The 26,603-nt window shown below is 44.4% G+C and carries 24 protein-coding genes; 14 read left to right on the forward strand and 10 right to left on the reverse strand.

The features are described from left to right. Positions 1 to 114: 114 nt before the first annotated feature. A complete protein-coding gene (gene glpD / locus C1X04_RS02660; RefSeq protein ID WP_110576043.1) occupies positions 115 to 1,602 on the reverse strand; it encodes a glycerol-3-phosphate dehydrogenase in 1,488 nt (495 codons plus the stop codon). A 183-nt stretch (positions 1,603 to 1,785) separates the two neighbouring features. Then, entirely contained in the window at positions 1,786 to 2,556 is a 771-nt protein-coding gene (locus C1X04_RS02665) for a DeoR/GlpR family transcriptional regulator (RefSeq protein WP_110576041.1), read from the reverse strand. Between the two features lie 156 nt (positions 2,557 to 2,712). On the opposite strand from C1X04_RS02665, the gene glpK reads away from it, so the two are divergent. Beyond that, the gene (gene glpK, locus C1X04_RS02670; RefSeq protein WP_110576039.1) at positions 2,713 to 4,197 is read left to right on the forward strand and encodes a glycerol kinase GlpK; all 1,485 of its coding nucleotides are present in this window, start codon (positions 2,713 to 2,715) and stop codon (positions 4,195 to 4,197) included. Positions 4,198 to 4,289: 92 nt separating this feature from the next. Then, the gene (locus tag C1X04_RS02675) at positions 4,290 to 4,580 is read left to right on the forward strand and encodes a hypothetical protein (RefSeq protein WP_110576037.1); all 291 of its coding nucleotides are present in this window, start codon (positions 4,290 to 4,292) and stop codon (positions 4,578 to 4,580) included. 84 nt (positions 4,581 to 4,664) lie between these two features. On the opposite strand, the gene C1X04_RS02680 is transcribed toward C1X04_RS02675, so the two are convergent. From C1X04_RS02680 to C1X04_RS02690, 3 genes are all read right to left on the reverse strand, one after another. Beyond that, a complete protein-coding gene (locus C1X04_RS02680) occupies positions 4,665 to 5,177 on the reverse strand; it encodes a DUF501 domain-containing protein (RefSeq protein WP_110576035.1) in 513 nt (170 codons plus the stop codon). 36 nt (positions 5,178 to 5,213) lie between these two features. Next, a complete protein-coding gene (locus tag C1X04_RS02685) occupies positions 5,214 to 5,624 on the reverse strand; it encodes a PilZ domain-containing protein (protein WP_110576033.1) in 411 nt (136 codons plus the stop codon). Positions 5,625 to 5,836: 212 nt separating this feature from the next. Then, positions 5,837 to 7,249, reverse strand: coding sequence for a PLP-dependent aminotransferase family protein (locus C1X04_RS02690; protein ID WP_110576031.1), 1,413 nt, complete (start codon positions 7,247 to 7,249; stop codon positions 5,837 to 5,839). A 254-nt stretch (positions 7,250 to 7,503) separates the two neighbouring features. Between C1X04_RS02690 and C1X04_RS02695 the strand changes: the two genes are divergently transcribed. From C1X04_RS02695 to C1X04_RS02730, 8 genes are all read left to right on the forward strand, one after another. Beyond that, positions 7,504 to 9,480, forward strand: coding sequence for a methyl-accepting chemotaxis protein (locus tag C1X04_RS02695; protein ID WP_137169108.1), 1,977 nt, complete (start codon positions 7,504 to 7,506; stop codon positions 9,478 to 9,480). 62 nt (positions 9,481 to 9,542) lie between these two features. Further along, the gene (locus tag C1X04_RS02700; RefSeq protein WP_137169109.1) at positions 9,543 to 10,022 is read left to right on the forward strand and encodes a peroxiredoxin; all 480 of its coding nucleotides are present in this window, start codon (positions 9,543 to 9,545) and stop codon (positions 10,020 to 10,022) included. 308 nt (positions 10,023 to 10,330) lie between these two features. Then, entirely contained in the window at positions 10,331 to 11,338 is a 1,008-nt protein-coding gene (locus tag C1X04_RS02705; RefSeq protein WP_110576019.1) for an amidohydrolase family protein, read from the forward strand. Between the two features lie 28 nt (positions 11,339 to 11,366). After that, positions 11,367 to 12,044 (forward strand): 4-carboxy-4-hydroxy-2-oxoadipate aldolase/oxaloacetate decarboxylase, encoded by a 678-nt coding sequence (locus C1X04_RS02710; protein WP_110576017.1) that lies wholly within the window; start codon positions 11,367 to 11,369, stop codon positions 12,042 to 12,044. Beyond that, positions 12,037 to 13,125, forward strand: a complete 1,089-nt coding sequence (locus tag C1X04_RS02715; RefSeq protein WP_137169110.1) for a 4-oxalomesaconate tautomerase — start codon at positions 12,037 to 12,039, stop codon at positions 13,123 to 13,125. The genes C1X04_RS02710 and C1X04_RS02715 overlap by 8 nt, the downstream gene beginning before the upstream one ends. A 60-nt stretch (positions 13,126 to 13,185) precedes the next feature. Beyond that, positions 13,186 to 14,058 carry an amidohydrolase family protein gene (locus tag C1X04_RS02720; RefSeq protein ID WP_137169111.1) on the forward strand — a complete coding sequence of 291 codons (873 nt, stop codon included), beginning with the start codon at positions 13,186 to 13,188 and terminating at the stop codon, positions 14,056 to 14,058. A 44-nt stretch (positions 14,059 to 14,102) separates the two neighbouring features. Beyond that, positions 14,103 to 14,465: a protocatechuate 4,5-dioxygenase subunit alpha gene (locus tag C1X04_RS02725; RefSeq protein ID WP_137169112.1), complete on the forward strand. Its 363-nt coding sequence runs from the start codon at positions 14,103 to 14,105 to the stop codon at positions 14,463 to 14,465. Next, positions 14,465 to 15,313 (forward strand): class III extradiol dioxygenase family protein, encoded by an 849-nt coding sequence (locus C1X04_RS02730; protein WP_110576010.1) that lies wholly within the window; start codon positions 14,465 to 14,467, stop codon positions 15,311 to 15,313. Before C1X04_RS02725 ends, C1X04_RS02730 begins: the two co-directional genes overlap by 1 nt. Before the next feature lie 75 nt (positions 15,314 to 15,388). Here C1X04_RS02730 and C1X04_RS02735 read toward each other — a convergent pair whose 3' ends face one another. Together C1X04_RS02735 and C1X04_RS02740 are read right to left on the reverse strand one after the other, a co-directional pair. Next, complete coding sequence (locus C1X04_RS02735; RefSeq protein ID WP_137169113.1) at positions 15,389 to 16,714, reverse strand: PAS domain-containing methyl-accepting chemotaxis protein; 1,326 nt, start codon at positions 16,712 to 16,714, stop codon at positions 15,389 to 15,391. Between the two features lie 196 nt (positions 16,715 to 16,910). Further along, positions 16,911 to 17,861 carry a LysR family transcriptional regulator gene (locus C1X04_RS02740; protein WP_110576006.1) on the reverse strand — a complete coding sequence of 317 codons (951 nt, stop codon included), beginning with the start codon at positions 17,859 to 17,861 and terminating at the stop codon, positions 16,911 to 16,913. A 172-nt stretch (positions 17,862 to 18,033) separates the two neighbouring features. On the opposite strand from C1X04_RS02740, the gene C1X04_RS02745 reads away from it, so the two are divergent. Together C1X04_RS02745 and oadA are read left to right on the forward strand one after the other, a co-directional pair. Further along, complete coding sequence (locus C1X04_RS02745) at positions 18,034 to 19,449, forward strand: acetyl-CoA carboxylase biotin carboxylase subunit (protein WP_110576004.1); 1,416 nt, start codon at positions 18,034 to 18,036, stop codon at positions 19,447 to 19,449. 16 nt (positions 19,450 to 19,465) lie between these two features. Continuing rightward, positions 19,466 to 21,274 carry a sodium-extruding oxaloacetate decarboxylase subunit alpha gene (gene oadA / locus C1X04_RS02750; RefSeq protein WP_137169114.1) on the forward strand — a complete coding sequence of 603 codons (1,809 nt, stop codon included), beginning with the start codon at positions 19,466 to 19,468 and terminating at the stop codon, positions 21,272 to 21,274. 90 nt (positions 21,275 to 21,364) lie between these two features. Here oadA and C1X04_RS02755 read toward each other — a convergent pair whose 3' ends face one another. From C1X04_RS02755 to C1X04_RS02765, 3 genes are all read right to left on the reverse strand, one after another. Continuing rightward, positions 21,365 to 22,345, reverse strand: a complete 981-nt coding sequence (locus tag C1X04_RS02755) for an aldo/keto reductase (RefSeq protein WP_110576000.1) — start codon at positions 22,343 to 22,345, stop codon at positions 21,365 to 21,367. Between the two features lie 75 nt (positions 22,346 to 22,420). Then, positions 22,421 to 23,368, reverse strand: coding sequence for a Gfo/Idh/MocA family oxidoreductase (locus C1X04_RS02760; protein WP_110575998.1), 948 nt, complete (start codon positions 23,366 to 23,368; stop codon positions 22,421 to 22,423). Positions 23,369 to 23,518: 150 nt separating this feature from the next. Then, positions 23,519 to 24,733, reverse strand: coding sequence for a LysR family transcriptional regulator (locus tag C1X04_RS02765; RefSeq protein ID WP_137169115.1), 1,215 nt, complete (start codon positions 24,731 to 24,733; stop codon positions 23,519 to 23,521). 418 nt (positions 24,734 to 25,151) lie between these two features. On the opposite strand from C1X04_RS02765, the gene C1X04_RS02770 reads away from it, so the two are divergent. Together C1X04_RS02770 and aroQ are read left to right on the forward strand one after the other, a co-directional pair. After that, complete coding sequence (locus C1X04_RS02770; protein WP_137169116.1) at positions 25,152 to 26,084, forward strand: AEC family transporter; 933 nt, start codon at positions 25,152 to 25,154, stop codon at positions 26,082 to 26,084. 52 nt (positions 26,085 to 26,136) lie between these two features. Then, the gene (aroQ, locus tag C1X04_RS02775; protein WP_137169117.1) at positions 26,137 to 26,589 is read left to right on the forward strand and encodes a type II 3-dehydroquinate dehydratase; all 453 of its coding nucleotides are present in this window, start codon (positions 26,137 to 26,139) and stop codon (positions 26,587 to 26,589) included. Positions 26,590 to 26,603 lie beyond the last annotated feature (14 nt).

Genomic DNA, 26,603 nt, shown 5'->3' on the forward strand with positions numbered 1-26,603 from the left:
TGATGCTGCTGTGCGGCGTGTTGTGGGTAGGGGGTTCCTTTCTAGTAGATCAAAAAAAGCCTATCTAGACAATGAGCTAGATAGGCTTTAGTGATGATATTGTGTGAGAAGAGGTTATAGCTTGCTTTGTAGATAACTCTCTAATGCACTGACTTGGTCTGCAGTGAATTCAAGGCCAAGTTTGGTGCGACGCCATAAAATGTCTTCTGCTGAACGTGCCCACTCGTGGTCGATCAAATAGTCGACTTCAACCTGATAAAGCTGATTGCCGAAGTGTTGACCAAGGTCGCTTTCGGAATTGGCTTTGCTCAATAGTGTGTGAGTCAGTGAACCGTAGCTATTGGCAAAGCGATGAGCAAGGTGTGCACCGATAAATGGGTAGTCTTGTTGCAATTTCATTGCGAAAGCATCAAGAGACATGCCCAAGTCACCTCCAGGCAAGGGTTTTGAGTGTGTCCACTCATCGCCTAGGTTGTCAAAATAAGGCGTCAGCTTCTTCATTGCTGATAATGCAAGCTTACGGTATGTGGTGATTTTGCCGCCAAAAATACTGAGCAACGGTGCCTGATGGTTTTGGTCATCAAGATGAAGCGTGTAATCGCGAGTTACCGCTGATGGATCTGAGGATTCGTCTTCTAATAAAGGACGAACTCCAGAATAGCTCCAGATAACATCCGCAGGAGTTAACGTTTTTTTGAAATGATCGTTAGCCACTTTTAGGATGTATTGCGTTTCTTCTTCGGAAATCGACACACCTTTTGGATCACCTTTGTACTCAACGTCCGTAGTGCCCAGTAATGTGTAATTTTCGCGGTAAGGAATAGCGAACACAATACGTTTGTCGGTGTTTTGCATGATGAAGGCATTGGAGTGTTGGTACATTTTAGGTACAACAATATGGCTGCCTTTGATCATACGGATTCCGTATGGTGCTTTTTCTTCGACTTTGCTTTCGATAAAGGAAGATACCCATGGACCCGCAGCGTTAACCAAGGCTTTGGCGGTTATTTCTTGCGTTTCCTTAGTGATTTGATCTTCTAAGGTGATTTGCCATTGGCTGTCGACACGTTTTGCAGAGGTACAGCGTGTACGCGCAAAAATAGACGCTCCATTCTGTTGAGCGCTTAGGGCGTTGGTTACCACTAGGCGAGCATCGTCAACCCAGCAATCAGAGTATTCAAAGCCCTGTTTAATATCGTCTTTTAATGGGCTGTCTGAACCGTATTTAACGCCTTTCGAACCTAAAAGAGTCTCGCGCTTGCCGAGGTTGTCATAAAGGAATAAACCAATGCGAATTAGCCATGCAGGGCGTAGATGTGGTCTGTGTGGCATTTGAAAGCGCAAAGGAGTCACAAGGTGCGGAGCAACCTTTAACAATACTTCTCGCTCTGTTAGGGCTTCTTTTACAAGGCGAAACTCATAATGCTCAAGATAACGCAAACCACCATGAATTAGCTTACTGCTTGACGATGATGTTGCATGGGCTAGGTCTCCCATTTCACAAAGGCCAACATTTAAGCCGCGTCCGGCCGCATCTGCAGCGATTCCTGTACCGTTAATGCCGCCGCCAACAACAAATAGGTCGAAATGGGAGTGATTCATGTAAAGCCTCACGATTAAATTCGAATGTGTATGTTCGAAAGTGAACATTTAGTTTCGATATTAAACCTCTAAGCGGCTTATGACAATAACGCTTTGTGAAGTTTTGATGATTATTCGTACTTAATTTGCAAGCAAAGGGGAGTGTCTGGGACTGGATGATGAGGTGTTATGTTGCCCAAGGGGTTACTTGGGCGAGCATATTTCTAGGCGTATTTTGTGTTCTTTGATGAGTTTTAAAATGGCTTTTGGTGGTTGTTCATCCGTAAAAAGTCTATCGACTTGTGTGATATTGCCTAGGCGTACAACCGCATTTCTACCGAACTTTCCACTATCCGCGGCAAGAAAGACAGTGCGGGAATTAGAAATGATGCTCTGCGCAACACGCACTTCTTGGTAATCGTAATCCAGCAAAGAGCCGTCGTTTGGATCGATACCGCTGATGCCAATGATGCCAAAATCGACTCGGAATTGGTTTATGAAGTCGATGGTTGCTTCCCCCATAACACCACCATCTCTGGAGCGTACCGTGCCGCCAGCGATGATGACGGTAAAATCTTCCTTGCCACTTAGGATGGCTGCGACGTTAAGGTTGTTGGTGATGACTTGTAAACCTTGGTGGTTGAGTAGCGCTCGAGCAACGGTTTCGGTCGTAGTACCGATGTTGATAAACAAAGAGGCATGATTGGGGATTTCAGCAGCGATGCGTTTGGCGATTTGCTCTTTTGCAGGGAGTTGCAAAATTTGTCGAGTCGCATAAGCCACGTTTGTTGTGCTGGAGTCATAGCTTGCGCCACCATGATGTCGGCGTATTTGGCCGGCTTTGGCTAGCTCATTAATGTCGCGTCGAATTGTTTGCGGCGTAACAGCAAATTGGCTGGCTAATTCGTCAATGGTTACATAACCTTTTTCTTTCACTATGGCGACAATTTTGTCTTGGCGAGATAGCTGGCCCATGTTGTTTTCTTCTCCTGAAAAAGGTTACTACTTGCTAAACGAGTACTCATTGGTTTTTAATAGAGATATTCGTATTTGAATATTTATGTTCAAAAAACAAAATAACAATGTAAGTCGCTTACTATCAAGCGACTGTGACTTCTAAGAGCATTCATCATGACTCATTATATTCTTGCTATCGACCAAGGCACCACAAGTTCTAGGGCTATTTTATTTGATGAGAAAGGTTCACGAGTTGGCCAGTCCCAACAAGAGTTCCCGCAAATATTCCCTGACGACGGTTGGGTTGAACATGACCCAGAAGACATTTGGTCATCTACTTTAGCTGTGTGTCAGTCTGTTCTCAAGGATACAGGCATAGATGCGCAAGCGATAGCAACAATAGGCATTACCAATCAGCGTGAAACGACCATCTTATGGGACACTGAAACAGGTAAGCCCGTTTACAATGCGATTGTATGGCAAGACCGCCGCACAAGTTCCTTTTGCCAAACACTGACTGATCAAGGTTTGAGCGAAAAGGTACAAGAAAAAACCGGTCTACTGATTGACCCTTATTTCTCTGCTACCAAAATTCGTTGGATATTAGACAACGTTGAAGGTGCTAGAGAAAAAGCGCAGGCTGGCAAATTGGCGTTTGGGACCGTTGATAGCTTTTTATTGTGGCGGTTAACGAATGGCAAATCTCATAAAACCGATGCCACCAACGCGGCTCGAACCATGGCGTTCAATATCCACACTCAGGAGTGGGACGATGAGCTAATTGAATTGCTTGGTATTGGTGATGTGTTGTTTCCTGAAGTGATGGATTGCAGTGCCGATTTTGGTGTGATTGATTCATCTTGGCTAGGTGCTGAAATACCAGTCAATGGTATTGCTGGCGATCAGCAAGCCGCTTTGGTTGGTCAGGCATGCTTTACTCCAGGTATGGTGAAAAGTACTTATGGAACAGGTTGTTTCATGATACTCAACACGGGTGACAACGCCATTCGTTCCGAGCATAAGTTGCTGACGACGGTAGGTTATCGTTTAAACGGAAAAGTGACTTATGCCCTAGAAGGCAGCATTTTCGTGGCTGGCGCTGCCATTCAATGGCTCAGAGACGGTTTGAAATTGTTTTCTGACGCCAAAGAAACACAAAGTTTGGCGAAAAAAGCACTAAACGATGACTCTGTTTATTTGGTGCCGGCATTTACTGGTCTAGGAGCGCCTTATTGGGATCCTGATGCGCGTGGTGCCATGATAGGTTTAACACGCGACACGAGTGTGTCAGACATAGTGAGTGCTGGTTTGCGTTCTGTGTGCTATCAAACTCGAGACCTTGTCGGTGCTATGGCGCAAGACGGTGCGACGTTTAGCTCGTTGCGTGTTGATGGTGGCATGGTCATTAACGATGTGATGGTGCAGTTTTTAAGTGATCTATTAGAGATCACGGTAGAGCGTCCTTGTGTGACAGAAACCACCGCTTTAGGAGCGGCGTTTTTAGCGGGCTTGCACGTTGGTCTTTATAAATCTTTGGACGAAGTGGGTGATTTATGGGTTGCTGACAAGCGCTTTGAGCCAACGATGGAGAAAGGGACGGGCGATAAATTGTATCAAGGTTGGCAAAAAGCCGTCGATCGTGTGAGAACTCGTAACTAGTTTTTTACGATTTAATACACTCTTAGGCTTGTACGATTAAGTGATTATGGCTACTTTAAAGACAAGGATATCTTTTATAAAGGGTTGAGAGAATGTCAAAGCAGTTTGCCGAAGTACAGCAAGAAGATTTTATGAAATTTGGTGGTGAGCGCCCAAGCTATTTAGAGATCGAAGATGCTTTGATGAAGCTAGGTGGTCATGGGGTTAACGGTAACAATTTCAAAAATGAAATGGTGAAATTGGCTGGTTGGACTGGTGGTGCGTTAACGACTTATGCCCAACGTGCAGCGGTTGCTCAGGCGGCGTTTAACCGTATTCGCGAAGTATTGCCTAAAGTGAATACGCCCGAAGAATTAAGAGCGCTTCTCAAAAGCTTAAAATAACCTTTTCTTGCAAGCTTAAGCCTTTAAAAAAAGGGGAACAGATATTTGTCTGTTCCCCTTTTTTATTGGTAATTTTTAGCCAAGTTACTCAGCGTCAGCAATAGCCTTCATGCCGTATTCTTCATCTAAGATGCGGCCAATCACATTGTTGCCCGCTAAATGATGGGCGTATTGCATATGTAGACAACGCACTTGGTCCCAATTAGCGATACCGCCAATGCCAAGTTTATCAAACAGAGGCTTGAAGCCTTTTTCTTCAATAATAGCTTTGTGTTCATCGCTCATTACGGCCCAGCGTCTGGCAATGTAATCGCGGTGGGAAGCATGATGGGCTTCTCGTAATGCTTCGTCTTCCTTGATTCGCTGTTCAAGTTCTTTTACAACACCGCGGCTTTCTATTTTTGCCAAGGCTTTGTCTATGGCTTTGCTGGAAAGCCAATACAGAGTAGGGAAGGGCTGGTCGAAAACCCAGGTTTCCATTTCTAATACTTGCGGAATACCGTTAGGCGAATAGTGTGCAATCGCACTTATTCCACTCGGGGTGCGTCCGAGCTGTGCTGTGATGATGTCAATATCACCTTGAGAAAGAGTTTTCATAATGTCTTACTGAGTTGGGTCTTCTAAGTAGAAGAATTAAATAACAAACGCAGGGAAACTTGCGGCGAATTTCTGTATCCATTCGGCGGCGGCTTCATTGTAGTTTAGTCGTCGACCTTGGATTTTTTCTTGGCGTCGATAATGCTCTATCTGGGAAAGCTGCTCTATCATGCGAACACAGTAACATTCTTCTTTGGTCGGAAACTCGATGGCGATGTGGTAACCGTCATCTTTTTTGTTGCACCAAACTACACGGCCAGACACGCAAAAATTTGGGTCAATTTCTTCCAATGTAATTCTTACTGATCGTCCATTATCAAACGGACGAAGGGCAACATATGTGATACCGACAAACCCAACTCTTTCTTCACTAATGGGAGGGAAGGGTTGATCTTCTATTAGTGTAATTTCTAAAGGAAGATCTTTCGGATGTGCAACAAATTCCATCGCAACAAGCCAGCTACTATTTCAGATATTTATGTTATCGGCCAATGTGGCAGAGTGTTTAAAAAAGAATGGGAATTGTACGCTTTTTGCTCTGCCTGTACAGACGAATTTTAAGATGTGTTGAGGCAAAATCATAACTTTTACTTATATAAGTGATTGCTCTGTATTGCCCCCAGCGTACGGGATTGCCCTGTTTTTATAACTCGTAACGTTTAGCTTAACTGCTGTTGGCAAAGTTTGCCTAATTCTTTTAGTGCGGAGTCGGTTTTATTGTCCCAAGTGAGTGCGTAATTTAGTCTGAAATGATGGTCAAATTGGGCGGTTAAACTGAAGGCTAAGCCGGGTAATAGACCTATGTTTTTTTCTAGCGCTTGGACGTGTAGCGTCATGGCGTTTACTGAGCTTGGGAGCGTCACCCATAGTAGGAACCCACCTTTAGGGTGTGAAGAGGTTGTGCCTACTGGGAAGTGCTCGCGAATGATCGCTTGGCAACGAAGCAGGTTATCTTGGTAGGTTTGTCTGGTTTTACGCAAATGACGGTCGTATGCGCCATTTTCGAGAAAGTTGGCGATGGCGGTTTGAGTCAGTGTTGGAATCGCAAGAGATTGCACGTAGGCATAATGTTCTATCTTAGCTTGGAATTGACCGCCAACGATCCAACCAATGCGGAATCCTGGAGCAATACTTTTGGAAAATGAACTGCAGTAAATAACCGTGTTATTGATGTCGTCTGCTTTCAATGCGCGTTCACGTTTGTCTTTGTAACTCAACTCTCCGTACACGTCGTCTTCAATGAGTGTAAAGCCAAACTGTACAGATTGTTGAATTAGGCGTTGTCTTGCTTGATGGCTCAGTGTTGCGCCAATCGGATTCTGGTTATTGGGTGTAACAATACAGGCTTTGATATCCCATTCTTTGGCCGCATTCTCTAATACGTCTAAGTCTATCCCTGTTTCAGCATGGCAAGGGATTTCAACGGCTTTTAAATTTAACACTTCAATGGCTTGGAGTACGCCATGATAAGCGGGACTTTCGATGGCGATCGTGTCGCCTGCTTTGGCGACAGCCTGCAATGACAGCATTAAGGCATTTTGACAGCCAAGGGTGATGGTGATGTCGTCTGGTTGTAACTGGCAACCGCTGTCTAGCATTCTTATCGCGATTTGACGGCGTAAGTTCAGAGAGCCTGGAGTGAATTCATAGGCTGCACATATTTCTGGCTCTAAGCGCATTAAGCGACCAACTGAACGTTGCAACTGTCGGATGGGCAAGAACTGGCTTTTCGGAATCGCAGCACCGAATTGAATGATGTCGTCATTTTGTGACGCGTGAAGCAAACGGCGCAATAACGTGTGAATGCTCGCGTCGTTCTGGGTCGGTGTGATTTTTGCAGGTTCTTTTTGTTGTAATTGGTTCTCTTGAACAAAGTAGCCTTTTTGAGGGCGAGCTTTGATGACACCGCGATCTTCTAACAAGCTATAAGCCTGTAGAACAGTAGCGACACTGACTTCCATTTGTTTGCTGGATTTACGAACCGATGGGATTTTTGCTCCAGGTAAGAAAATACCTTCATGAACTTGTTGTTCAATCTGGTTAGCAATTTTTTCGTATAAGGGGCAATCCATAAAGCGCAGGTCGAATTCAAAATGAGAGGCAGTAAATTTACCAGATTGGCGGATTGAAAGAAATCAATGGAGGAGCGGATCACTCGTTAAGTAAGTTTATTTGCATTAAGTCAGTTTTAAGATTTCATGGTGTTACTAATTGTAAGTAAATTGTTATCTTTTTCCTGTATGATTGGTCAATTTTGATTGTTTTGTATGTGCTCTTACGTGCGCGCAGGCAAGAAATACATTAGCTTTTATTTAGAGGTCGATTTATGTCGTTATCCGTAATCCAAAGGATTCTGTTTGGCTTTGGTATTTTGTTATTGCTCTTATTGATGATCGCCGCATCGGGTTTTTTTGGGATCAATAAGATTGAAGACAGGCTGGATGTCGTGACAGGTAATGTTGCGTCTATCTCATCGACCAGTAATGCTTTAAAAGACGATTTAAATTTATCTAATGCGGCGGTATTACAGTACTTATTGAGTAAATCACCAGATTCATTAGAGAGCTTATCAGAACGTTTTTTGAATTATAAACAAAGCTTTAATGATGTTTCAGAGCAACTTGCTACTCAGTTGCAAGATTTGCCTGCTATGCGCAGCGTCTTGGAAAAAATCAATACAGAGGTAACGGATTTTTTCAGTTTGACCGATATCGCTTTCTCTAATCATAAAACAATGTTGCAGCTACAGGCTGTGATTCCAAATGAGAAACTTGATCTAAAGGACTCCATCTTATTTGCAGCAGAGGACTTAGAGCTGTTGGTATCGGATGGGGATACTCCTGAAATTCAATTTGCCGCTTCTTATATGCATAGCCAAGTGGAAAGCCTACAGGTGACTGTGAATGACTATCTTGATCTGCGCAGCTTAGAGAGAATGCAAGGGCTTCGAGATTCAATGGCGTCGATTATTTCCAGCCTGAAAGATAAGCAACCGTACCTAAAAGATGACAATATTAATGAGTTGGTAAGCGAGATTGAGACGGGCGTTATCTCTGATGGTGGGGTAATCGCTAAGTTTTACAAAAATGCCAGCTTAGTCCAAGAGTCTGAAGTGCTTGCTAAGCAATTATCAGACAGAATGGATGTGGTGAATGCCTCTGTACAAGAGTTACTTGCTGAAGCTTCTTCTATCGGAGAGACCGCAAAACAGGAAGCAAATGATGCCGCGTCTTTGTCTACTTTGATTATTCAGGCCGTGCTCGTTATTTCTGTGATTATTGCTGTACTGGTAGCGATGTGGGTAAGCCGTAGTATTCGTCTGCCACTAAAAGAAGTGATGTCGGTACTTGGAAAGATTGCCGATGGCGATTTTACCCAGCGCAGTAGAGTAAAAACCAAAGATGAGTTTGGTGAATTATCTAATTGGGTGAACGGGCTGGTGGCGAAACTGCAGACGGTGATGTCTGAAATTGACCAAGCATCGAATGAAGTAGCGGAATCTGCTGGCAGCAATGTTCGGTTGGCGAGTGACTCTAAGCGTTTGATGAGTGCGCAAAATGAAAGAACGACGGAAGTGGCTTCCTCTATGTCCGAGATGGTGTCTACGGTGGATCAAGTCGCACAAAGCTCGGAAGTGATTTTACGTCAGATTCAATCGGTTGATGAAAGAGCCAGTCAAAACCGTGAGCAAATGGATACTAATATTCATAAAATCGAACACCTTCTCAAACAAATTGAAGCCTCCACAACCGTGGTGAATGAGCTTGATGAACACTCGAAAAGCATTGATCGTATTTTAGAGGTGATTCAAGGCATCGCAGAGCAGACGAACTTGTTGGCATTGAACGCGGCTATTGAAGCGGCTCGTGCTGGCGAGCAAGGTCGAGGTTTTGCGGTTGTTGCCGATGAAGTTCGGACTTTGGCGACTCGAACGCACAGCTCTACGGAAGAAATTCAGACGGTTATTGCACAATTACAACATGGCGTAACCAGAACTGTTGGCAGTATGGAAGAGAGCCGTCAAAGCGCTACTTCTAGTGTTGAAGAAGCTCGAGCGGTAGGGGCATCGCTGATTGAATTGCAAGGCAGCATGGCTGAGATTCGTGATTTGAGTACGCAAATTGCGACAGCGGCTGAAGAGCAATCGGCTGTAGCGCAAGAAATAAAACAGAATGTGTTGGAAATCTCAGAGATGTCTGAAGAAGCAACCTTAGGAGCGGATCAAACTGAGCAAGACAGTCAGGGATTATCAAAACTGGCTTCTCATCAAAAACAGTTGTTGAGTCAATTTAAGATTGTTTGATGGTTTTTTTAAGACGTGTTGCGTTAATATGAGAGCAACTTAATTCTCAGGAGATACGGTCTATGTCAATTCTTGTTGGTGATATGTTGCCACATGGTGCGTTTCAGGTGATGGGGGAAGAAGGGCCTGAAACAATTGATGTCACCGAGTTTTTTTCAGGAAAAAAGGTATTGATGTTTGCCGTTCCTGGTGCGTTTACCCCAACGTGCAGCGCTAGCCATTTACCGGGTTATGTTGTGCATTATGACGCTTTAAAAGAGAAAGGCATTGACGAAATAGTCTGCCTTTCCGTTAACGATGTTTTTGTTATGAACGCATGGGATAAAGCCAATAACGCTGAAAAACTTGTTATGGCAGCGGATGGCTTGGCTGAGTTTACTTGCTCAATGGGCTTGGAGCTTGATATTTCAGCAGCAAAAATGGGGATTCGCAGTCGCCGTTATGCCATGTTAGTCTCGAATGGCATCGTTCAGCAGTTATGGTTGGATGAGCCGGGTGAATACAAAGTGAGCTCTGCGGAGTACGTTTTGAGCCAACTTTAAAGTAAAGGTTCTTGGATACTTTTAAAAACCGCGCAAGCGGTTTTTTTTATGCATAAACATAGTCTATCTATTTCAAAAGCCTTTAATTTCAAGGAGTAAGCCCAGTTCGTTACTCGTTTTCTCCAAGTCTCTATATCAAAATGCAATACTCTTTCGGCTAAATTGAAATAGCCAAGTTGTCCGTACATAAAGAATACTCTCCTTAGATGATGATCGAATGGCTGTAAAAACAAGCAAGACTTAGCGACGACAGCGAGTCTTCTTTTTTGCAGCGTTTGTTACCTTAAATAAGAATAGAGAGTAGTGACATGATTATAGATTGCCATGGACATTATACGACGACGCCACCAGGTGTTGGTGAGTATCGTGATAAGCAAAAAGCGCAGGTTGCTAAAGATCCTGCCTTTGTTGGTGAAAAAGGCAAAGTTATTGTTTCGGATGACGAAATTCGCGACAGTATTATCAATAACCAGCTACGTTTACAGCAAGAGCGCGGCACGGATTTAACTATTTTCTCTCCTCGTGCTAGCTGGATGGGACACCATATTGGTAATGAGTACACTAGCCAATATTGGACTGAACATCAAAACGATTTGATTCGCCGCGTTTGCGACCTGTTCCCCGAAAACTTTGCCCCTGTTGCGCAATTGCCGCAATCTCCTGGTGTCGATCCGGCTAAATCGGTTGGTGAGATTGTTCGTACTGTCGAAGAAATGGGGTTTATCGGTATTAACCTTAATCCAGATCCTAGCGGTGGTTATTGGCAGGATAAGTCTTTGGCGGATCGCTCTTTCTATCCTATTTACGAAAAAATGTGTGAGTACGATATTCCAGCCATGATTCACGTGAGTGCCGCGTGTAATGATTGCTTCCACACGACTGGTTCACACTATTTAGGTGCTGATACCACAGGTTTTCAACAGCTGATGATGTCGGATGTTTTTAAAGATTTCCCCGACCTAAAAATCATTATTCCTCATGGCGGTGGTGCGGTTCCTTACCATTGGGGGCGTTTCCGTGGCATGGCGCAAGACCAAGGCTTTGATCTTGCCGAACGCGTTCTAAATAATATTTATTTTGATACCTGTGTTTATCATCAGCGTGGTATTGATCTATTACTAGACATTATTCCAACGAAGAACATCTTGTTTGCCTCTGAAATGATTGGCGCTGTACGTGGTATTGACCCAGAAACAGGTCACTACTTTGACGATACAAAACGTTATATCGACAACAACACAGTGCTATCCGCTGAGCAAAAACAAGCCATCTTTGAAGACAATGCTCGTCGCGTCTTTTCAAGACTAAAAGCATAAGACGCTTACTAGGAGTGAGGAAGGAATCATGCGAAACAATGTAGTAGTACAAAATATAGAACGTGCAGACCAAGCGGTAATCGACGGTCTAGCTGAATGCGGTGTCGCGACAATTCATGAATCTCAAGGTCGTGTTGGGTTATTGGCCCATTACATGCGCCCAATCCAAATGGACAAAACTATTGCGGGTTCAGCAGTCACAATTTCAGGTGCCGCGGGCGATAACTGGATGATGCACGTGGCGATTGAACAATGTAAAGCGGGTGATGTGATGGTGTTTGCTCCCACATCTCCGTCTAACCATGGTTTTTTTGGCGATCTATTAGCAACCTCTGCACAGTCTCGAGGCGTGGTTGGCTTGATCATTGAAGGCGGTGTGCGTGATACGCGAGACCTGCGAGAAATGAATTTTCCTGTCTGGTCAAAAGCGGTGTTTGCTGAAGGGACGATCAAAGAAACGGTTGGTTCTGTTAACGTCCCCATCGTTTGCGCAGATGCCCTAGTTAATCCAGGTGATGTTATTGTGGCTGACGACGACGGTGTGGTGGTTGTGCGTCGAGAGAATGCCGCTGAAGTGCTAGAGCTTTCTCGTAAACGAATGGCGAATGAAGAAGCAAAACGTGTTCGTATGGCAAATGGTGAATTGGGCTTGGATATCTATGAAATGCGTCCACGCCTAAAAGAGAAAGGTCTAAAGTATGTCTAATCATGCAGGCGTCATAAAAAGTGCGCCTTGTATGTGGATGCGTGGCGGCACATCAAAAGGCGCGTATTTCCTGGCTGAAGATTTACCCGCTGATGCTGATGCTCGTGCGCAGTTTTTATTGCGTGTGATGGGCTCGCCAGACGAACGTCAGATCGATGGTATCGGCGGTGCAGATCCATTGGCATCCAAAGTCGCTGTGGTTAAAAAATCTCAGCGTGATGACGCTGATGTGGATTATTTGTTTCTTCAGGTTTTTGTGGATCAAGCCATTGTGACGGATGCACAAAACTGCGGCAATATCCTAGCGGGCATTGCGCCGTTTGCCATTGAGCGCGGCTTGGTTGAAGCGCAAGAAGGCGAAACGTCTGTACGTATCTTTATGGAAAATACGGGTCAAATTGCGGAAGCAAGAGTCGCAGTAAAAGACGGTGAAGTGCAGTACGAAGGCGATGCTCGCATTGATGGCGTGCCTGGGTTTTCTGCAGCGGTGCCTATTGTGTTCCAAGATACGGCAGGGTCAAGCTGTGGGGCTTTATTGCCGACAGGTAATGTGGTCGATGTGATTGACGGCGTAGAAGTGACCTGCATTGATAATGGAATGCCAGTGGTGATTATGCGAGCGGCGGATATGGGCATTACCGGTACAGAGTCTCGTGAAGAGCTTGAGGCTAATGACGCCTTACGTGCCAAACTGGAATCCATTCGTTTGCAAGTTGGGCCGATGATGAATCTGGGGGACGTGAAAGAGAAATCTGTGCCTAAAATGACCATGGTGAGCGCTGCAACAAACGGCGGTGCGATTTCTACGCGTACGTTTATTCCTCATCGTTGCCACGCTTCGATTGGTGTATTAGGTGCGGTGAGTGTGGCGACGGCGGCGGTCCTGAAAGGCTCGCCTGCTAACGAAGTCGCTACGTTTCAGCCAAGTGCTCGTATTACCTTGGATGTTGAACATCCTATTGGCGCGATGACAGTGATTTTAGATCAAGAAGAAAATGGCGATGTGGGCTCAGCGGCAATCCTACGTACCGCAAGAAAGTTGTTTGATGGGCAAGTGTTTGCTCACAGTAACGGTCTTTAACACGCTAGTTTTCGTCATCGACTGGTTAATTAGAACGAATAATAAAACAGGTATTTGAACATGATGGACAAAGATTATATTCCATTTCATCCAAGCCCAAGCAAGCCAACTTTTATTGCTCCAGCGGGGGCGGTTGATGCCCATTGTCACGTTTTTGGCCCAGCGGATAAATTTCCCTATCATCCAAAACGTAAATACACGCCTTGTGATGCCTCTAAAGAACAGCTGTTTGCATTGCGTGATCACCTAGGTTTTTCCCGCAACGTTATTGTTCAAGCATCATGTCACAGTACGGATAACTCGGCTTTGATTGATGCCTTAGAAACAGCGGGAGATTTGGCTCGTGGTGTGGCGTTTGTTGATGATTCAATAACGCATGAAGACATCGAAAAAATGCACGCTGTGGGGATTCGAGGTGTGCGTTTTAATTTTGTGAAGCGTCTTGTTGATAGTACGCCAAGAGAAGTATTCTTTTCTATTGCTGAGAAAATTCGTCCTTTTGGTTGGCACATTGTTGTTTATTTTGAAGCAGCCGATCTAGAGGATTTGATTCCGTTCTTGAAAGAATTGAATACCACCATCGTGGTTGACCATATGGGCACACCAAATGTTGCTAACGGTGTGGATCACCCCGATTTCCAGCGTTTTGTGAACTTTATGGCGGATAACGATAATGTGTGGTGCAAGGTAAGTTGTCCTGAGCGCTTAACGCAGCACGCACCGGATTATTCTGATGTGTATCCTTTTGCTCGTACGTTAGTAGAAAAATTCTCTGACCGTGTATTGTGGGGGACGGATTGGCCGCATCCTAACATGAAAGTGGAAGCGCCAAATGATGGTCATCTTGTGGATGTGATTCCTCATATCGCCCCAACACCAGAGCTACAGCAAGCTTTGTTGGTGGATAATCCAATGCGTCTTTACTGGTCATAACGTTTTAGTCGAAAGACCAATAAATAAAATAAAAGGTGTTTACCATGACAGCAAACGATCCTACTCAACCTATACCAGGAACCTATTTGTTCGACGGTAAGATGGCAAAGAAAGGCTATGGTCTGAACAAAATGTGTTTTTCTTTTAACGAGCAGTCTGCTCGCGATGAGTTTAACAAAGACCCAGACGCTTATTGTGCAAAGTTTGGTTTAACCGACGCGCAGATTAAAGCAATTCATGAGCGAGACATTATCGGTCTATTGCAGCAAGGTGGCAGCATTTACTATGTGGCAAAATTTGCTGGCCTTCTTAAATTGAACATGCAAGATATCGGTGCGATTCAAACAGGCATGAGTCTTGACGAATTCAAAGCTATGTTGGTTAGACGTGGCGCAGGAGAAGAATAATGGCGAATATTATTGGTGCAGTTACAACCTCACATATTCCAGCGATTGCCAATGCAATGGCAAACAAAGCGGAAGAAACGCCTTATTGGAAGCCTTTTTTTGATGGCTATCCGCCAGTGCGTAAATGGTTAAATGAAAAGAAACCCGATGTGATTGTGTTGTTTTACAACGATCATGGTTTAGAGTTTTTTATCGATAAAAAACCGACATTTGCGATTGGTGTAGCGGATGAATATCACAATTCAGATGAAGGTTGGGGGATTGCTACTATTCCGCCCGTTACTGGTGAATCTGAATTGTCTTGGCATATTGCGAACAGTCTAGTGGAAGACGGTTTTGATATGACCATTTGCCAAGAAATGAAAGTTGACCATGGTCTCACTGTGCCACTGAGCTTGATGTGGCCCGGTAATGATTATGGGCATGTGAAAGTTATTCCTGTTTGCATAAACTGTGAACAACATCCAATGCCGCAGCCAAAACGTTGTTATGCATTAGGCCAAGCGATCGGTAAAGCGATTGAATCTTTTGACTCAGATATGACTGTAGCGATTTTCGGAACAGGCGGCTTATCTCATCAATTAGATGGTGAGGCAGCTGGCACACTTAACCGCAAGTTTGATCTTGAGTGTATGGATAAGCTGGTGACGAATCCTGAAGAGTTAACAAAGTACTCTAATCTGGATTTGGTGAAAATCGGTGGCGCGCAAACTGTTGAGCTAAACATGTGGATCGCCATGCGTGGTGTTTTACGAGGTAAAGTGACAGAGTTGCATCGTAATTACCATGCGCCTATTTCGAACACAGGCGCTGGTCTTTTATTGCTTGAGCATGAAATGCCTAAATAAGACATCTTCCTGTTAGTAGGTTTGATGGCAAACATAAAAAATCCGCTATCTATTGTCGTAGATAGCGGATTTTTTTTAGCTCTTATCAATATCCAGTAATTTGTTGACGGTATTGGAGACGTGTATTGCTCCTTTTAGTATTTCATCAATGATGCCGGATGCTTCGTCTATTAATTGGGCATTTTCTGTGGAGCGTTCGCTCACTTTGCTCATACTTTCTTTGGCTTGACGAGTTAAGTTGCTGTTCTGTTTTACCATGTCATCAATTTCGATTGTTGACTTGCTTGTTCTTGCAGCGAGTGTTCGAACCTCGTCGGCCACTACAGCAAAGCCACGACCATTTTCACCTGCGCGAGCGGCTTCAATGGCGGCGTTTAACGCCAGCAAGTTGGTTTGATCGGCAATAGAGCCAATGGTTGTTACTATCTTGGCTATACTTTCAGACTGATGATTTAATTGCTCAATCAGCTCTGTAGAAACTTCAACATCAGCGACAATCTTGTCAGATGTTTCGACGGTGCGGCGTAAAATGTCTGCCCCGTTTTCCGATACTTGCGCTGTTTCTACTGATGTTGCGTGAGCAACTTCAGCCGCATTTTGTATTGCTAGTTGCATGTTAACGCGCTCCGTAATATCGGAGGCAACTTTTAGTACCTTAAACACTTTGCCAAATTGGTCAAAAATCGGATTGTAGCTGGCTTCTAGCCAGACAATATTGCCCTGTTTGTCGATGCGTTTAAATTGCCCGGTTTTGAATTCGCCACTGGCAAGTTCAGCCCAAAAGTGTGGGTTTTCTTGATAAAACTCGGGAGAGCAAAATTGTTTATGGTGCTTGCCCTCAATTTCGCTGACGGATCTGTAGCCCATGGCATTAATGAAATTATCATTAGCTGTAATAACGGTGCCATCGGGTAAAAATTCTATGGTGGCTGAAGATCGGTCTATGGCGTTATAAATAGCGGTTTGACTATCTGAAACTATTTTATGTTGGGTCACATCCGTTGCGATTTTAATAACCTTGATCACAGTGCCATCTATTTCCACTGGGAAATAAGTTGCTTCAAGCCAAATGTCTGAGCCATCTTTGTGTCTGCGTAAAACGGTTCCTTCCTTGCTGTTTCCTGCGGCAAGATCTGACCAGAAATGTTTGTAGTCTGGGCTGGAAGTCACTTGGCTAGGACAAAATAGTGCGTGTTTTTGCCCTTTAATTTCTTCTAGGGAATACCCTACAGTATTCAAAAATAATGAGTTCGCATCGAGTATCGTGCCATCAGGAGAAAAGCTAATTGTTGCGCAAAATTTTTCCATGGCTTTAATGAAGGCTTTGTCTTCATTCTGAGAGGCAGCCTGTTCAATCGCTTTATTTTTAGCGATTACTTTATCTTTAGTGTTAAAAAACATAGCGCTTCCTCAATCATAGTTGTCATGGTGTTGACATATGTCTTGTAGGTTTTTCCCTACAAGATCGAGCAAACTTTAAACGATTCTCACTGCTTTTAATGTTGTTTATTTGTTAAATCCTTGTGACGTGTTGTATACGTGCGATACGAATAAAGTAAATTCATCAACTTTTTGTTCAGAAGAGCTCGAATTAATTCTATTTACCTTTCATTCGAGAGAACATGGTTTCAAACTGGCCGATATTTTGTTGAATATATTCAATAAAAGAGCGCATGGTTGGAGTTGGATGTCGACTTTGAGGGTAGATCAAACACCAAGATCGACGCAGGGGAAAGTCTTTGACTGGTACTTCAATTAAGCTTCCAAGTGTCAGTTCAGAGAGAACGCCTAGCTTTGGAAGTACTGCAACACCAAGCCCTGCAATGACGGCATGTTTGATCGCGTCGTTAGAGCCAATTTCCATTTCTGCTTGCAGGCGGACTCTCTGCTTTTGACAATGCAGTTCGAGTGCTAATCGACTGCCAGAGCCTGCTTCTCTGAGTAATAGATTTTGTTCAAGGAAGGTGCCAAGCGTTATGTCTGGCAGGGTTAATATTGGGTGATCTTTGGGGGCTACTGCGACCAATTCATTGTTCAGAAATGGAATACTAACCATTGGCTTATCATTGGGAACCATCCCCATGATAATCAATTCGTCATGATTTTCGTTGAACCGTTCAATGGCGGCGGCGCGGTTCATTACTTTTACATTAATTGTAACCTTGGGATGAAGGTTGGAGTAGGCCCGCAGCAAGTAAGGTACGACGTATTGCGCTGTGCTAACGGCAACTAAAGTTAATTCACCTGCAACTAATCCTGTCTCTGCCGATACGTCGTTCTGAAATCGCTGTATTTCATCAAACATGGTATCAATACATTGCGCCAAGCGGTTGGCCGTCGCAGTGCTATAAAGTTGGCGACCAACGTATTCAAACAGCGGTTGTTCTAATGCATTTTCAAGCTGTCGTATTTGATTGCTCACAGCCGGTTGGCTAAGCCCCAGCATATCTCCTGCTCGACTGTAACTATTCAATTCATAGACACTTTTAAACACCTGTAATTGTCTAAAAGTAAGTCGATTGACTAAACTTTGTACGCTTTGAGGCATCGCTTTTATCTCTTTTTAATTTATCTATCACGAATAGCTTATACATAAACGCTGCAATATCAATTTTTACTTTGGTTGTTCTTTGAGTAGTCTGAATATTCAGAGATATTTGTACAAAAAATGTTCTCGCTACGTTGTGCAGTGATCTCTTAAAACAAGAAAGGAGTGACTCATGTTAAAAAAAGTGTTGATCGCTAACCGAGGTGAAATTGCGGTTCGTATCATTCGCGCTTGCTCAGAGGCTGGGATTCGCTCTGTCGCGATATTTACGGAACCGGATCGATATGCGTTGCATGTTAAGCGAGCAGACGAGTCTTACTCGTTAGGCGATGATCCACTTGCCGGTTATTTAGACCCTTTGCGTCTAGTGAACCTAGCCATAGAAACGGGTTGTGATGCGATTCACCCAGGTTATGGTTTTTTGTCTGAAAATGCGCATTTTGCCGAGTTGTGTGAGCAAAAAGGTGTCGCATTTATTGGACCTCATTCTTCCGTTATTCATAAAATGGGGGATAAAACTCAAGCTCGCGATAGTATGCGTGCTGCTGGTATTCCGGTGACACCAGGCTCAGAAGGAAACCTAGCAAACTTAGATGAAGCATTAGCCTTAGCTGGGAAAGTAGGTTATCCGGTGATGATTAAGGCTACTTCAGGTGGTGGTGGTCGAGGTATTCGTCGCTGCGATACGCCGGAAGAGTTAGCCTCTCAATATCCTCGTGTTATTTCTGAAGCGACCAAAGCATTTGGTTCAGCTGAGGTGTTTTTAGAAAAATGCATTGTTGATCCTTGCCATATTGAAGTGCAGATATTGGCTGACACTCAAGGCAATGCAATTCATTTATATGAGCGTGATTGTTCGATTCAGCGCCGTAATCAAAAGTTGATCGAAATTGCGCCAAGCCCACAACTTACTCCAGAGCAACGCCAGTATATTTGTGATCTCGCGGTTAGAGCTGCCAAAGCAGTGGATTACGTTAACGCAGGCACTGTTGAATTTTTGTTGTCTGGCAACGAAGTGTATTTCATGGAAATGAATACGCGAGTACAGGTCGAACACACGATTACCGAGCAAATCACGGGTGTCGATATTGTGCGTGAGCAGCTTCGTATTGCTGCAGGCTTGCCCCTTAGCTTCCGCCAAGAAGACATAAGTTATCGCGGTTATGCGATGCAGTTCCGTATTAATGCGGAAGACCCGAAGAACGATTTCTTACCTAGCTTTGGGCGTATTACTCACTACTACGCACCGGGTGGTCCGGGGGTTCGTGTTGATACGGCGATTTATACAGGTTACGAGATTCCACCTTACTTTGACTCCATGTGTTTAAAACTGGTGGTGTGGGCGCTGACCTGGGATGAGATGGTAGCACGTGGTCGTCGTGCCATTGATGACATGCGTTTGCATGGTATTAAAACAACCGCTAATTATTATCAGCAAATCCTTAAGCATCCAGACTTTATTAAAGGGGAGTTCAACACAGGGTTCGTTCCGGCGCATCCCGAGCTATTAAATTATTCCGTTAGACGCCATCCAAGTGACATCGCTTTGGTGTTGGCAGCCGCTATTGCAGCGCATGTTGGTCGATAATCCGCAGGAGGAAAAAATGAGTCAAGTGAAACAAAAAATAGAAGTGACAGATGTCACCTTGCGTGATGCTCACCAATCCCTTATCGCTACACGTATGCGTACGGAAGACATGTTGCCGATTTGTGAGAAACTCGATCAAGTAGGCTTTTGGTCTTTAGAAGTATGGGGCGGCGCGACCTTTGATGCTTGCGTTCGTTTTTTGAAAGAAGATCCTTGGGAGCGTTTGCGCCAGTTGCGTGCGGCTTTGCCAAATACCCGTTTACAAATGTTATTGCGTGGTCAAAACCTACTGGGCTATCGTCATTATGCGGATGATGTTGTCGAAGCATTTGTACAAAAGGCAGCGGATAACGGCATCGATGTGTTCCGTGTGTTCGATGCATTAAACGATCTGCGTAATATCGAAACCGCGATGAAAGCGGTGAAAAAAGCCAGCAAACATGCCCAAGGCACCATTTGTTATACGACCAGCCCAGTGCATACGCTCGCTTTGTTTGTCGAGCAAGCCAAAGCCATGCAGGCCATGGGGGCCGATTCTATTGCCATTAAAGACATGGCGGGGTTGTTAACGCCTTATGCGACCTATGATCTGGTCAAAGCCATCAAAGAAGCGGTGGATTTGCCTTTAGTAGTGCACAGCCATTCAACCTCAGGTTTGGCGCCTTTGTGTCAGCTTAAAGCCATTGAAGCGGGTGCAGATCGTATTGATACCGCGATTTCATCCTTTGCCAGCGGCACCAGTCATCCAGCGACGGAGACTCAAGTAGCGGCGTTAAAAGATACGGACTACGACACTGGATTGGATTTGGCTCTGTTGTCAGAGATTGCTGACTACTTTCGTGATGTTCGTAAAAAGTATCATCAATTTGAAAGTGAGTTTACTCGCGAAGATGTGTCTGTGCAGATCAATCAAGTGCCGGGTGGCATGATGTCCAACTTGGCGAATCAGTTAAAAGAGCAAAATGCGTTAGACAAAATTCGTGATGTGTTTGCCGAGATTCCTCGTGTGCGTGCTGATTTAGGTTATCCACCTTTGGTGACACCAACGTCGCAAATTGTGGGAACGCAGGCGGTTTATAATGTGTTAGCTGGTCAGCGTTATAAAACCATCACCAACGAAGTAAAACGCTATTTATTGGGTGGTTACGGTCAGCCTCCAGCAGCGGTGAACCCAGAAGTGCAGAAAAAAGCTGTAGGCAATGAAGCGGTTAACGACGCTCGCCCAGCGGATTCCTTGTCGCCGGAGCTGTATAAGTTGCGCAATGAAATCGGTGAGTTAGCGAAATCTGAAGAAGATGTACTGACCTTTGCTATGTTCCCTGAACTAGGCCGTGAATTTTTACAGCAACGTGCTGACGGGACCTTGGTTCCAGAAGTTTTGCTGCCGCCAGAACAATCGGGTCAAGGTGCAGCCGCAGGAGGCTTGGCTACTGAGTTCAAGATTGATGTGCATGGTGAAGTCTACAATGTGGAAATCACGGGTGTCGGTGACTTTGGTGTTGGTAAGCGCAAGTTGTATTTGTCTTTGGACGGTATGCCAGAAGAAGTGGTATTCGAATCGCTAAATGAATATGTTGCGGAAGGTGGTGCGGGTCGTTCTCGTGCGACAGAGCCAGGCCACGTCAGTGCTGCTATGCCGGGCAATATCATCGATGTCTTAGTAAAAGAAGGCGAAACCGTTAAAGCGGGTCAAGCTGTGCTTGTTACAGAGGCGATGAAGATGGAAACCGAAGTTCACGCTAATGTGGCGGGTACGGTAAAAGGGGTTTTTGTTAAAAAAGGCGACCGAGTCACACCGGGTGAAATGCTGATTGAGATTGTATAAATTAAAATTAGGTTAATAGCCTAATAACGCTTTAAGCAAAAGCCCCTTTGTTATCGACAAAGGGGCTTTTTGTTGGCTGGTTTACTGTGTTTAAAACTCTTCAGTATCAATTTCAGCTTGTTGGGCAGCGGTATAGCGTGTGCCGTGGACGTTATTTTGATTAATCATTTCGTCTAGCAAGCTGACTTGTTTGGCATCCAGCTTTAATTGCGCCGCTTCAAAATTGTCTCTCATATGATTAACCGAACGAGTGCCTGGAATAGGGACAATATTATCGTCCTTTGCTGTTAGCCAAGCTAAAGCCAATTGCGCTGGTGTGCAGCCAATGTCTTTTGCTAAAGCAAAATAATCATTTAGCAAGGCAAGGTTATGAGGATAATTCTCGGCGTTAAAACGCGGCATGTTGTTACGAATATCTTTGGCTTCTAAATCGGCAACGTCTTTTAATGTGCCTGTTAAGAAGCCGCGTGCAACTGGACTGAAAGCAACAAACGTAATGCCTAGTTTCTTACAGGCTTCTAACACAGCAATTTCTGGGTTACGGGTCCATAAAGAATATTCAGATTGAATCGCGGTAATCGGGAATTCGTTATGAGCGCGAGTTAGTGTTTCAGCGGACACTTCGGATAAACCGACAGCGCCTATTTTGCCTTCTTTCACTAACTCACCCAGAGCACCTGCACTTTCTTCGATAGGCACATTGAAGTCGCGGCGATGTAAATAATACAAATCAATATGGTCGGTTTGCAGGCGCTTTAGGCTGTCTTCACACTGTTTGCGAATGTTTTCTGGTCGGCCGTTAATCTCTTTTTTGCCGTCGACCATCGCCATGCCGCATTTGCTGGCAAGGAAAAACTCATCACGGCGATCTTTCAGCGCTTTGCCGACCAAAAGTTCGTTTTTACCACCGCCATATAAAGTGGCGGTATCAAAATGGCGATAACCCATTTCAAAGGCTTGATGAAGGGCTTTAATGGCTTGTTCTTCTTCAACAGGTGAGCCGTACGCATGGGATAAATTCATGCAGCCTAGGCCGATGTTTGGATTGGCTAAATATGGGTGTTTTGACATAACAATATCCTTAATAAAACAGGGAGCCGAGGCTCCCCATTTGAGTGTTGTTGAATCACTTTAAAGTATTGCGACTTAGGCTTCTAGGCATTCTTCTAAACGATGCAGTGTTTCCATTGCATCAATGGCTTGAGTAACGCAAGCGTTGGGTGCACGGCCTTCTTGAATGGCAGAAATGAACTCGCGGTCTTGCAGCTCGATACCATTATTTGAAACGGCGACACCAGATAGGTCAATTTTGTTTTCGCTGCCATCAAACAGATCATCATAGCGTGCGATATAAGTGCCATTGTCACAGATATAACGGAAGAAAGTTCCGAATGGACCGTCGTTGTTGAATGACAAGGATAAAGTACAAATCGCACCGTTAGGCACTTTCATACCAATACTCATATCCATGGCAATGCCAAGTTCAGGGTGGATTGGGCCTTGAAGAGCTTGTACTTGGCTGGCTGTTTCGCCAGTTTGGTATTGGAACAAATCTACTGTGTGGCAAGCATGGTGCCATAGCAGGTGGTCTGTCCAAGAGCGGGCTTTACCAAGTGCATTTTTGTTAGAGCGACGGAAAAAGTAAGTTTGCACGTCCATTTGTTGAACCTTTAACTCACCCGCCATGATTTTATTATGGATCCATTGATGAGAAGGGTTGAAACGGCGTGTGTGGCCAGCCATAGCAACTAAGCCCGTTTTTTTCTGAACTTCTACTACTTTGCGGGCGTCTTCAATGTTGTCTGCCATTGGAATTTCAGACATTACGTGTTTGCCTGCTTCAAGGCATTGAATCGTTTGTGCGGCGTGCATTTGTGTTGGGGTCGCTAGAATAACAGCGTCCACGTCGTCACGAGCCAAACTCTCGGCTAGGTCTGTGGTGTAGTGAGGTACGCCGCGTTCTTGCGCAAAGGCTTTAATCGCATCGATTTTTGTGCCAACAACAGAAACGACTTCTGCACCTTCGATCGCCGCAATGGCGTCCATGTGTTTCATGCCGAAAGCGCCAGATGCGCCAGCGATACAAATTCTCATTAGTCTACTCCTAAAAGTGCGAGTGTTTATTGTTAGGGCGTGAACTTGCCCGAGCCTTATGTTATTCACAAATCTAGCATTCGCTACTCAATGGGGATAATCAATAAACCGCATTAGCTATTCAATTTTTGCAATAGTGTTTTTTTTACGCTATCTAAAATGTTCAGAAATCTCTCTCAGCAAGCTTAAAAAGTGAGACTGAGTAACGGTTGGAAGCCAGCTTTTACGTACACAAAGACCGATAGGACGGCGAGTGTGCTCCAGCGGAAAGTTAATAACATCGAGCAATTTAATATTAATTTCTCGCTCTACTTGGTGAGCAGAGATTAACGTTAGGCGGTCACTTTCGATCAGCAGTTCACGAATCAGTATTTGTGAGCTGGACTCAACCAGTCTTTTGGGCAGAGCGACACAAGCATCGTGGAAAATGTCTTCAAAAGCTTGTCGAGTTGGTGTGCCTTTGGCGGGAACGACCCAAGCATACTCGGCGAGATCTTGTGCGCTGATAGTGTCTTTGTCCATTAAGGGATGGCCGTTACGTGCAACCACAGACAACGGCGGCGACCATAATTCTTCTTGTACAACATCATCAGCTGGCGCCGGATGACGCAGGGCGCCCAATATAATATCTATGTCGCCTTGACGTAAGTGATGAAGCAAATCAGCGTACGGGCCTTCTGTCACATTGATGTTTACGTCGGGATGGCTTTCGTTAAATTGCAATATGGATTTAGGCAGAATGGTCATACGCGCAAGAGGCATGCTTCCAACCGTTATCATGCTGACATCTTTGCTTTGTAAGGCGTTGATCTCATATATGCCTTGGCGTAATTCACTAAAGGCCAGTTTGGTCGCTTTGGATAAGGTCTGCGCTGCTTTCGTTGCGCTGGTGCCAAGGCTGTTTTTTTCAAATAACACCACACCCAGCAGTCTTTCTAAGTCTCTGGCTGCACGATGGACTGATGATTGAGAAACGGCCAAATTCCGGCTAGCAATGCTAAAGTTTTGTGCTTCGCTTACGGCAATTAAAGCTCTTAATTGGGTCGTGCTGATTAAAGCGATTAAGTTCTTGGGGGCACGCTCTTTTGGAGAACTGTCTTTGACAATGTCTTGTGTCGCACGTTGGATGTGCTCAATCGCACGACCCACACGTTTTTGCCAAACTTCGCCGGCCGTTGTGGGATACATGCCATCTGAATGTCTCTCAAACAAAGGTGAGCCCAATAAGGCTTCAAGTTTCGCAATGGCTTGAGTGATGGCAGGTTGAGAAAGAAAGATATGCTCAGAAGCTCGTGTAATGCTTTTGAGTTCAGCCACGGCAAGAAATACGCGCAGATGTCGCAAGTTTGGTATCGCTATTTCCATATGACCTCCTTATGTTCTCCTAACTATATCAAAAATGAATACTGCATGAATAGGATTGATGTGGGAATCGCTTATTTAATCTTGGGCATGACACCAAAAAGAGATTTTATGAGTATAGACCTAATCTAGGTATTCTATTTTTTAAATGGAGTAAGTTGGACTTACATCAGGGATAGGGCTGGCATGTTTATTTACGGGTTTCTTTATCAAGGTATTGGTGTATTTGAAGTCTTCAAAGGGGAAGTTGTTACTGACATTAAACCTGTATGAGGTCTGTGTTATCAAAAATATGGTGTGGTGAGTTCATTGATCTAGAGATTGTTGGTAAGCGAATAAACTCATAGAATAACGATCGGGCGCCTAGTAATAGAGATAAGTCGGGTAGGTATACTGTAACAATTAATGAGGACAGGGTGACATGGAAGCCGTAATTAATATCACAGCTCCGATTTTCTTTTTGATACTAGTGGGTTTTGTCTGTGTTCGATATGCCTTTTTGCCGCAAGCAGCCATTCCCGGATTGAGTCGGTTTGTCTTATACCTGGCCTTACCCGCTCTGATTTTCATGAAACTCTCTAGCATGGAGCTAAAAGAAGTTCTGCACTTTGACTATCTTGCCGTCTATGCTGCGAGTGGTGTATCGACCTTTTTTATAACGGTATTGTTAAGCTGGCGATTGTTGAAAAGTGGTTTGGTGGATGCGGGTGTCAGAGGTGTTGGCGCCAGCATGTCAAACAGTGCTTTTATTGGTTTCCCTGTGCTGTTGCAATTTTTCGACCCTCCTTTAACGCAGGCATTTGTCATGTCTTTGATGGTTGAAAATATTATCTTTTTGCCAGTTTGCTTGATTTTTATAGAGGCGGTACTGGGTAAGAGCGAAGGTACCGGCAAAGCGCTCTTTCTTGTTGTTTTAAAACGTATTTCAACCAATCCACTATTAATTGCTTTAGCCGCTGGTCTGGTGTTTTCTATTTTTGAGATTAGCTTGCCAAACTTCATTGGTAAAGGCTTTGATCTACTGGCAGCATCGGCTTCTGCGGTGGCGCTCATTGTGATTGGTGGGTCTTTGGTCGGCGTGTCGATTAAGGGGCAATTAAGCCCGATATTACTGGTAGCAGTAGGTAAATTAGTATTATTTCCAGTGATTGTTACCTTGTTCTTATTGCTTACGCCTAATATGGCTGATGAGTTAAAGATCGCGGTGATTATTTTTGCTTCGGTGCCAATGTTTAGTACTTACCCCATTGTTTGCGGGGAGTATGGTTCGCGCAGTTTTTGTGCGAGCACCTTGCTGATTACGACAGTGATGTCATTTTTTACTTTAAGTGTCTTGCTGCGATTTTTTGTATAGAAATTAGAAAAATTTGATTGAACATTTATGCTGATTTATAGGAGCAACTGCTATGTCTACCATTATGGTGTTGAACGGCCCGAACTTAAACTTATTGGGCACTCGTGAGCCTGCAACTTATGGCTATGAAACCTTGGCAGACGTGGAAACTATGTGCCGTGAAGCAGCACAAACATTAGGTCATGAAGTCGAATGTCATCAATCTAATCATGAAGGTGTATTGATTGATCTTATCCATGAGGCAGGTCGTCGTATTAAAGCGGGCGAAGTGTTGGGTGTGGTTTTTAATCCCGGTGCTTATACACACACTTCTATTGCCCTTCATGACGCAATTAAAGGCGCTGATGTTCCCGTGATTGAAGTGCATATCTCTAACGTACATGCCCGTGAAGCTTTCCGTCATCACTCTTACATCTCACCAGCTGCCGCAGGCATTGTGGTTGGAATGGGCGTGCAAGGGTATGTGTTGGGAATTCAGGGCTTAGTGCAAAAACTTAAAAACTAGGATTTTAGATGCGT

The sequence above is a fragment of the Marinomonas sp. FW-1 genome, from assembly GCF_005222245.1.
In the GTDB taxonomy this organism is placed as follows: domain Bacteria; phylum Pseudomonadota; class Gammaproteobacteria; order Pseudomonadales; family Marinomonadaceae; genus Marinomonas; species Marinomonas alcarazii.

Coding starts and splice junctions, on each gene's coding strand:
- C1X04_RS02755 (WP_110576000.1), bottom strand. CDS start 22,345: ATGTCAAAACACCCATATTTAGCCAATCCAAACATCGGCCTAGGCTGC.
- C1X04_RS02695 (WP_137169108.1), top strand. CDS start 7,504: ATGTCGTTATCCGTAATCCAAAGGATTCTGTTTGGCTTTGGTATTTTG.
- C1X04_RS02730 (WP_110576010.1), top strand. CDS start 14,465: ATGGCGAATATTATTGGTGCAGTTACAACCTCACATATTCCAGCGATT.
- C1X04_RS02665 (WP_110576041.1), bottom strand. CDS start 2,556: ATGGGCCAGCTATCTCGCCAAGACAAAATTGTCGCCATAGTGAAAGAA.
- C1X04_RS02770 (WP_137169116.1), top strand. CDS start 25,152: ATGGAAGCCGTAATTAATATCACAGCTCCGATTTTCTTTTTGATACTA.
- C1X04_RS02725 (WP_137169112.1), top strand. CDS start 14,103: ATGACAGCAAACGATCCTACTCAACCTATACCAGGAACCTATTTGTTC.
- C1X04_RS02690 (WP_110576031.1), bottom strand. CDS start 7,249: ATGGATTGCCCCTTATACGAAAAAATTGCTAACCAGATTGAACAACAA.
- C1X04_RS02765 (WP_137169115.1), bottom strand. CDS start 24,733: ATGGAAATAGCGATACCAAACTTGCGACATCTGCGCGTATTTCTTGCC.
- C1X04_RS02760 (WP_110575998.1), bottom strand. CDS start 23,368: ATGAGAATTTGTATCGCTGGCGCATCTGGCGCTTTCGGCATGAAACAC.
- glpD (WP_110576043.1), bottom strand. CDS start 1,602: ATGAATCACTCCCATTTCGACCTATTTGTTGTTGGCGGCGGCATTAAC.
- C1X04_RS02710 (WP_110576017.1), top strand. CDS start 11,367: ATGCGAAACAATGTAGTAGTACAAAATATAGAACGTGCAGACCAAGCG.
- C1X04_RS02705 (WP_110576019.1), top strand. CDS start 10,331: ATGATTATAGATTGCCATGGACATTATACGACGACGCCACCAGGTGTT.
- C1X04_RS02675 (WP_110576037.1), top strand. CDS start 4,290: ATGTCAAAGCAGTTTGCCGAAGTACAGCAAGAAGATTTTATGAAATTT.
- C1X04_RS02680 (WP_110576035.1), bottom strand. CDS start 5,177: ATGAAAACTCTTTCTCAAGGTGATATTGACATCATCACAGCACAGCTC.
- glpK (WP_110576039.1), top strand. CDS start 2,713: ATGACTCATTATATTCTTGCTATCGACCAAGGCACCACAAGTTCTAGG.
- aroQ (WP_137169117.1), top strand. CDS start 26,137: ATGTCTACCATTATGGTGTTGAACGGCCCGAACTTAAACTTATTGGGC.
- C1X04_RS02715 (WP_137169110.1), top strand. CDS start 12,037: ATGTCTAATCATGCAGGCGTCATAAAAAGTGCGCCTTGTATGTGGATG.
- C1X04_RS02740 (WP_110576006.1), bottom strand. CDS start 17,861: ATGCCTCAAAGCGTACAAAGTTTAGTCAATCGACTTACTTTTAGACAA.
- C1X04_RS02720 (WP_137169111.1), top strand. CDS start 13,186: ATGATGGACAAAGATTATATTCCATTTCATCCAAGCCCAAGCAAGCCA.
- C1X04_RS02745 (WP_110576004.1), top strand. CDS start 18,034: ATGTTAAAAAAAGTGTTGATCGCTAACCGAGGTGAAATTGCGGTTCGT.
- oadA (WP_137169114.1), top strand. CDS start 19,466: ATGAGTCAAGTGAAACAAAAAATAGAAGTGACAGATGTCACCTTGCGT.
- C1X04_RS02735 (WP_137169113.1), bottom strand. CDS start 16,714: ATGTTTTTTAACACTAAAGATAAAGTAATCGCTAAAAATAAAGCGATT.
- C1X04_RS02700 (WP_137169109.1), top strand. CDS start 9,543: ATGTCAATTCTTGTTGGTGATATGTTGCCACATGGTGCGTTTCAGGTG.
- C1X04_RS02685 (WP_110576033.1), bottom strand. CDS start 5,624: ATGGAATTTGTTGCACATCCGAAAGATCTTCCTTTAGAAATTACACTA.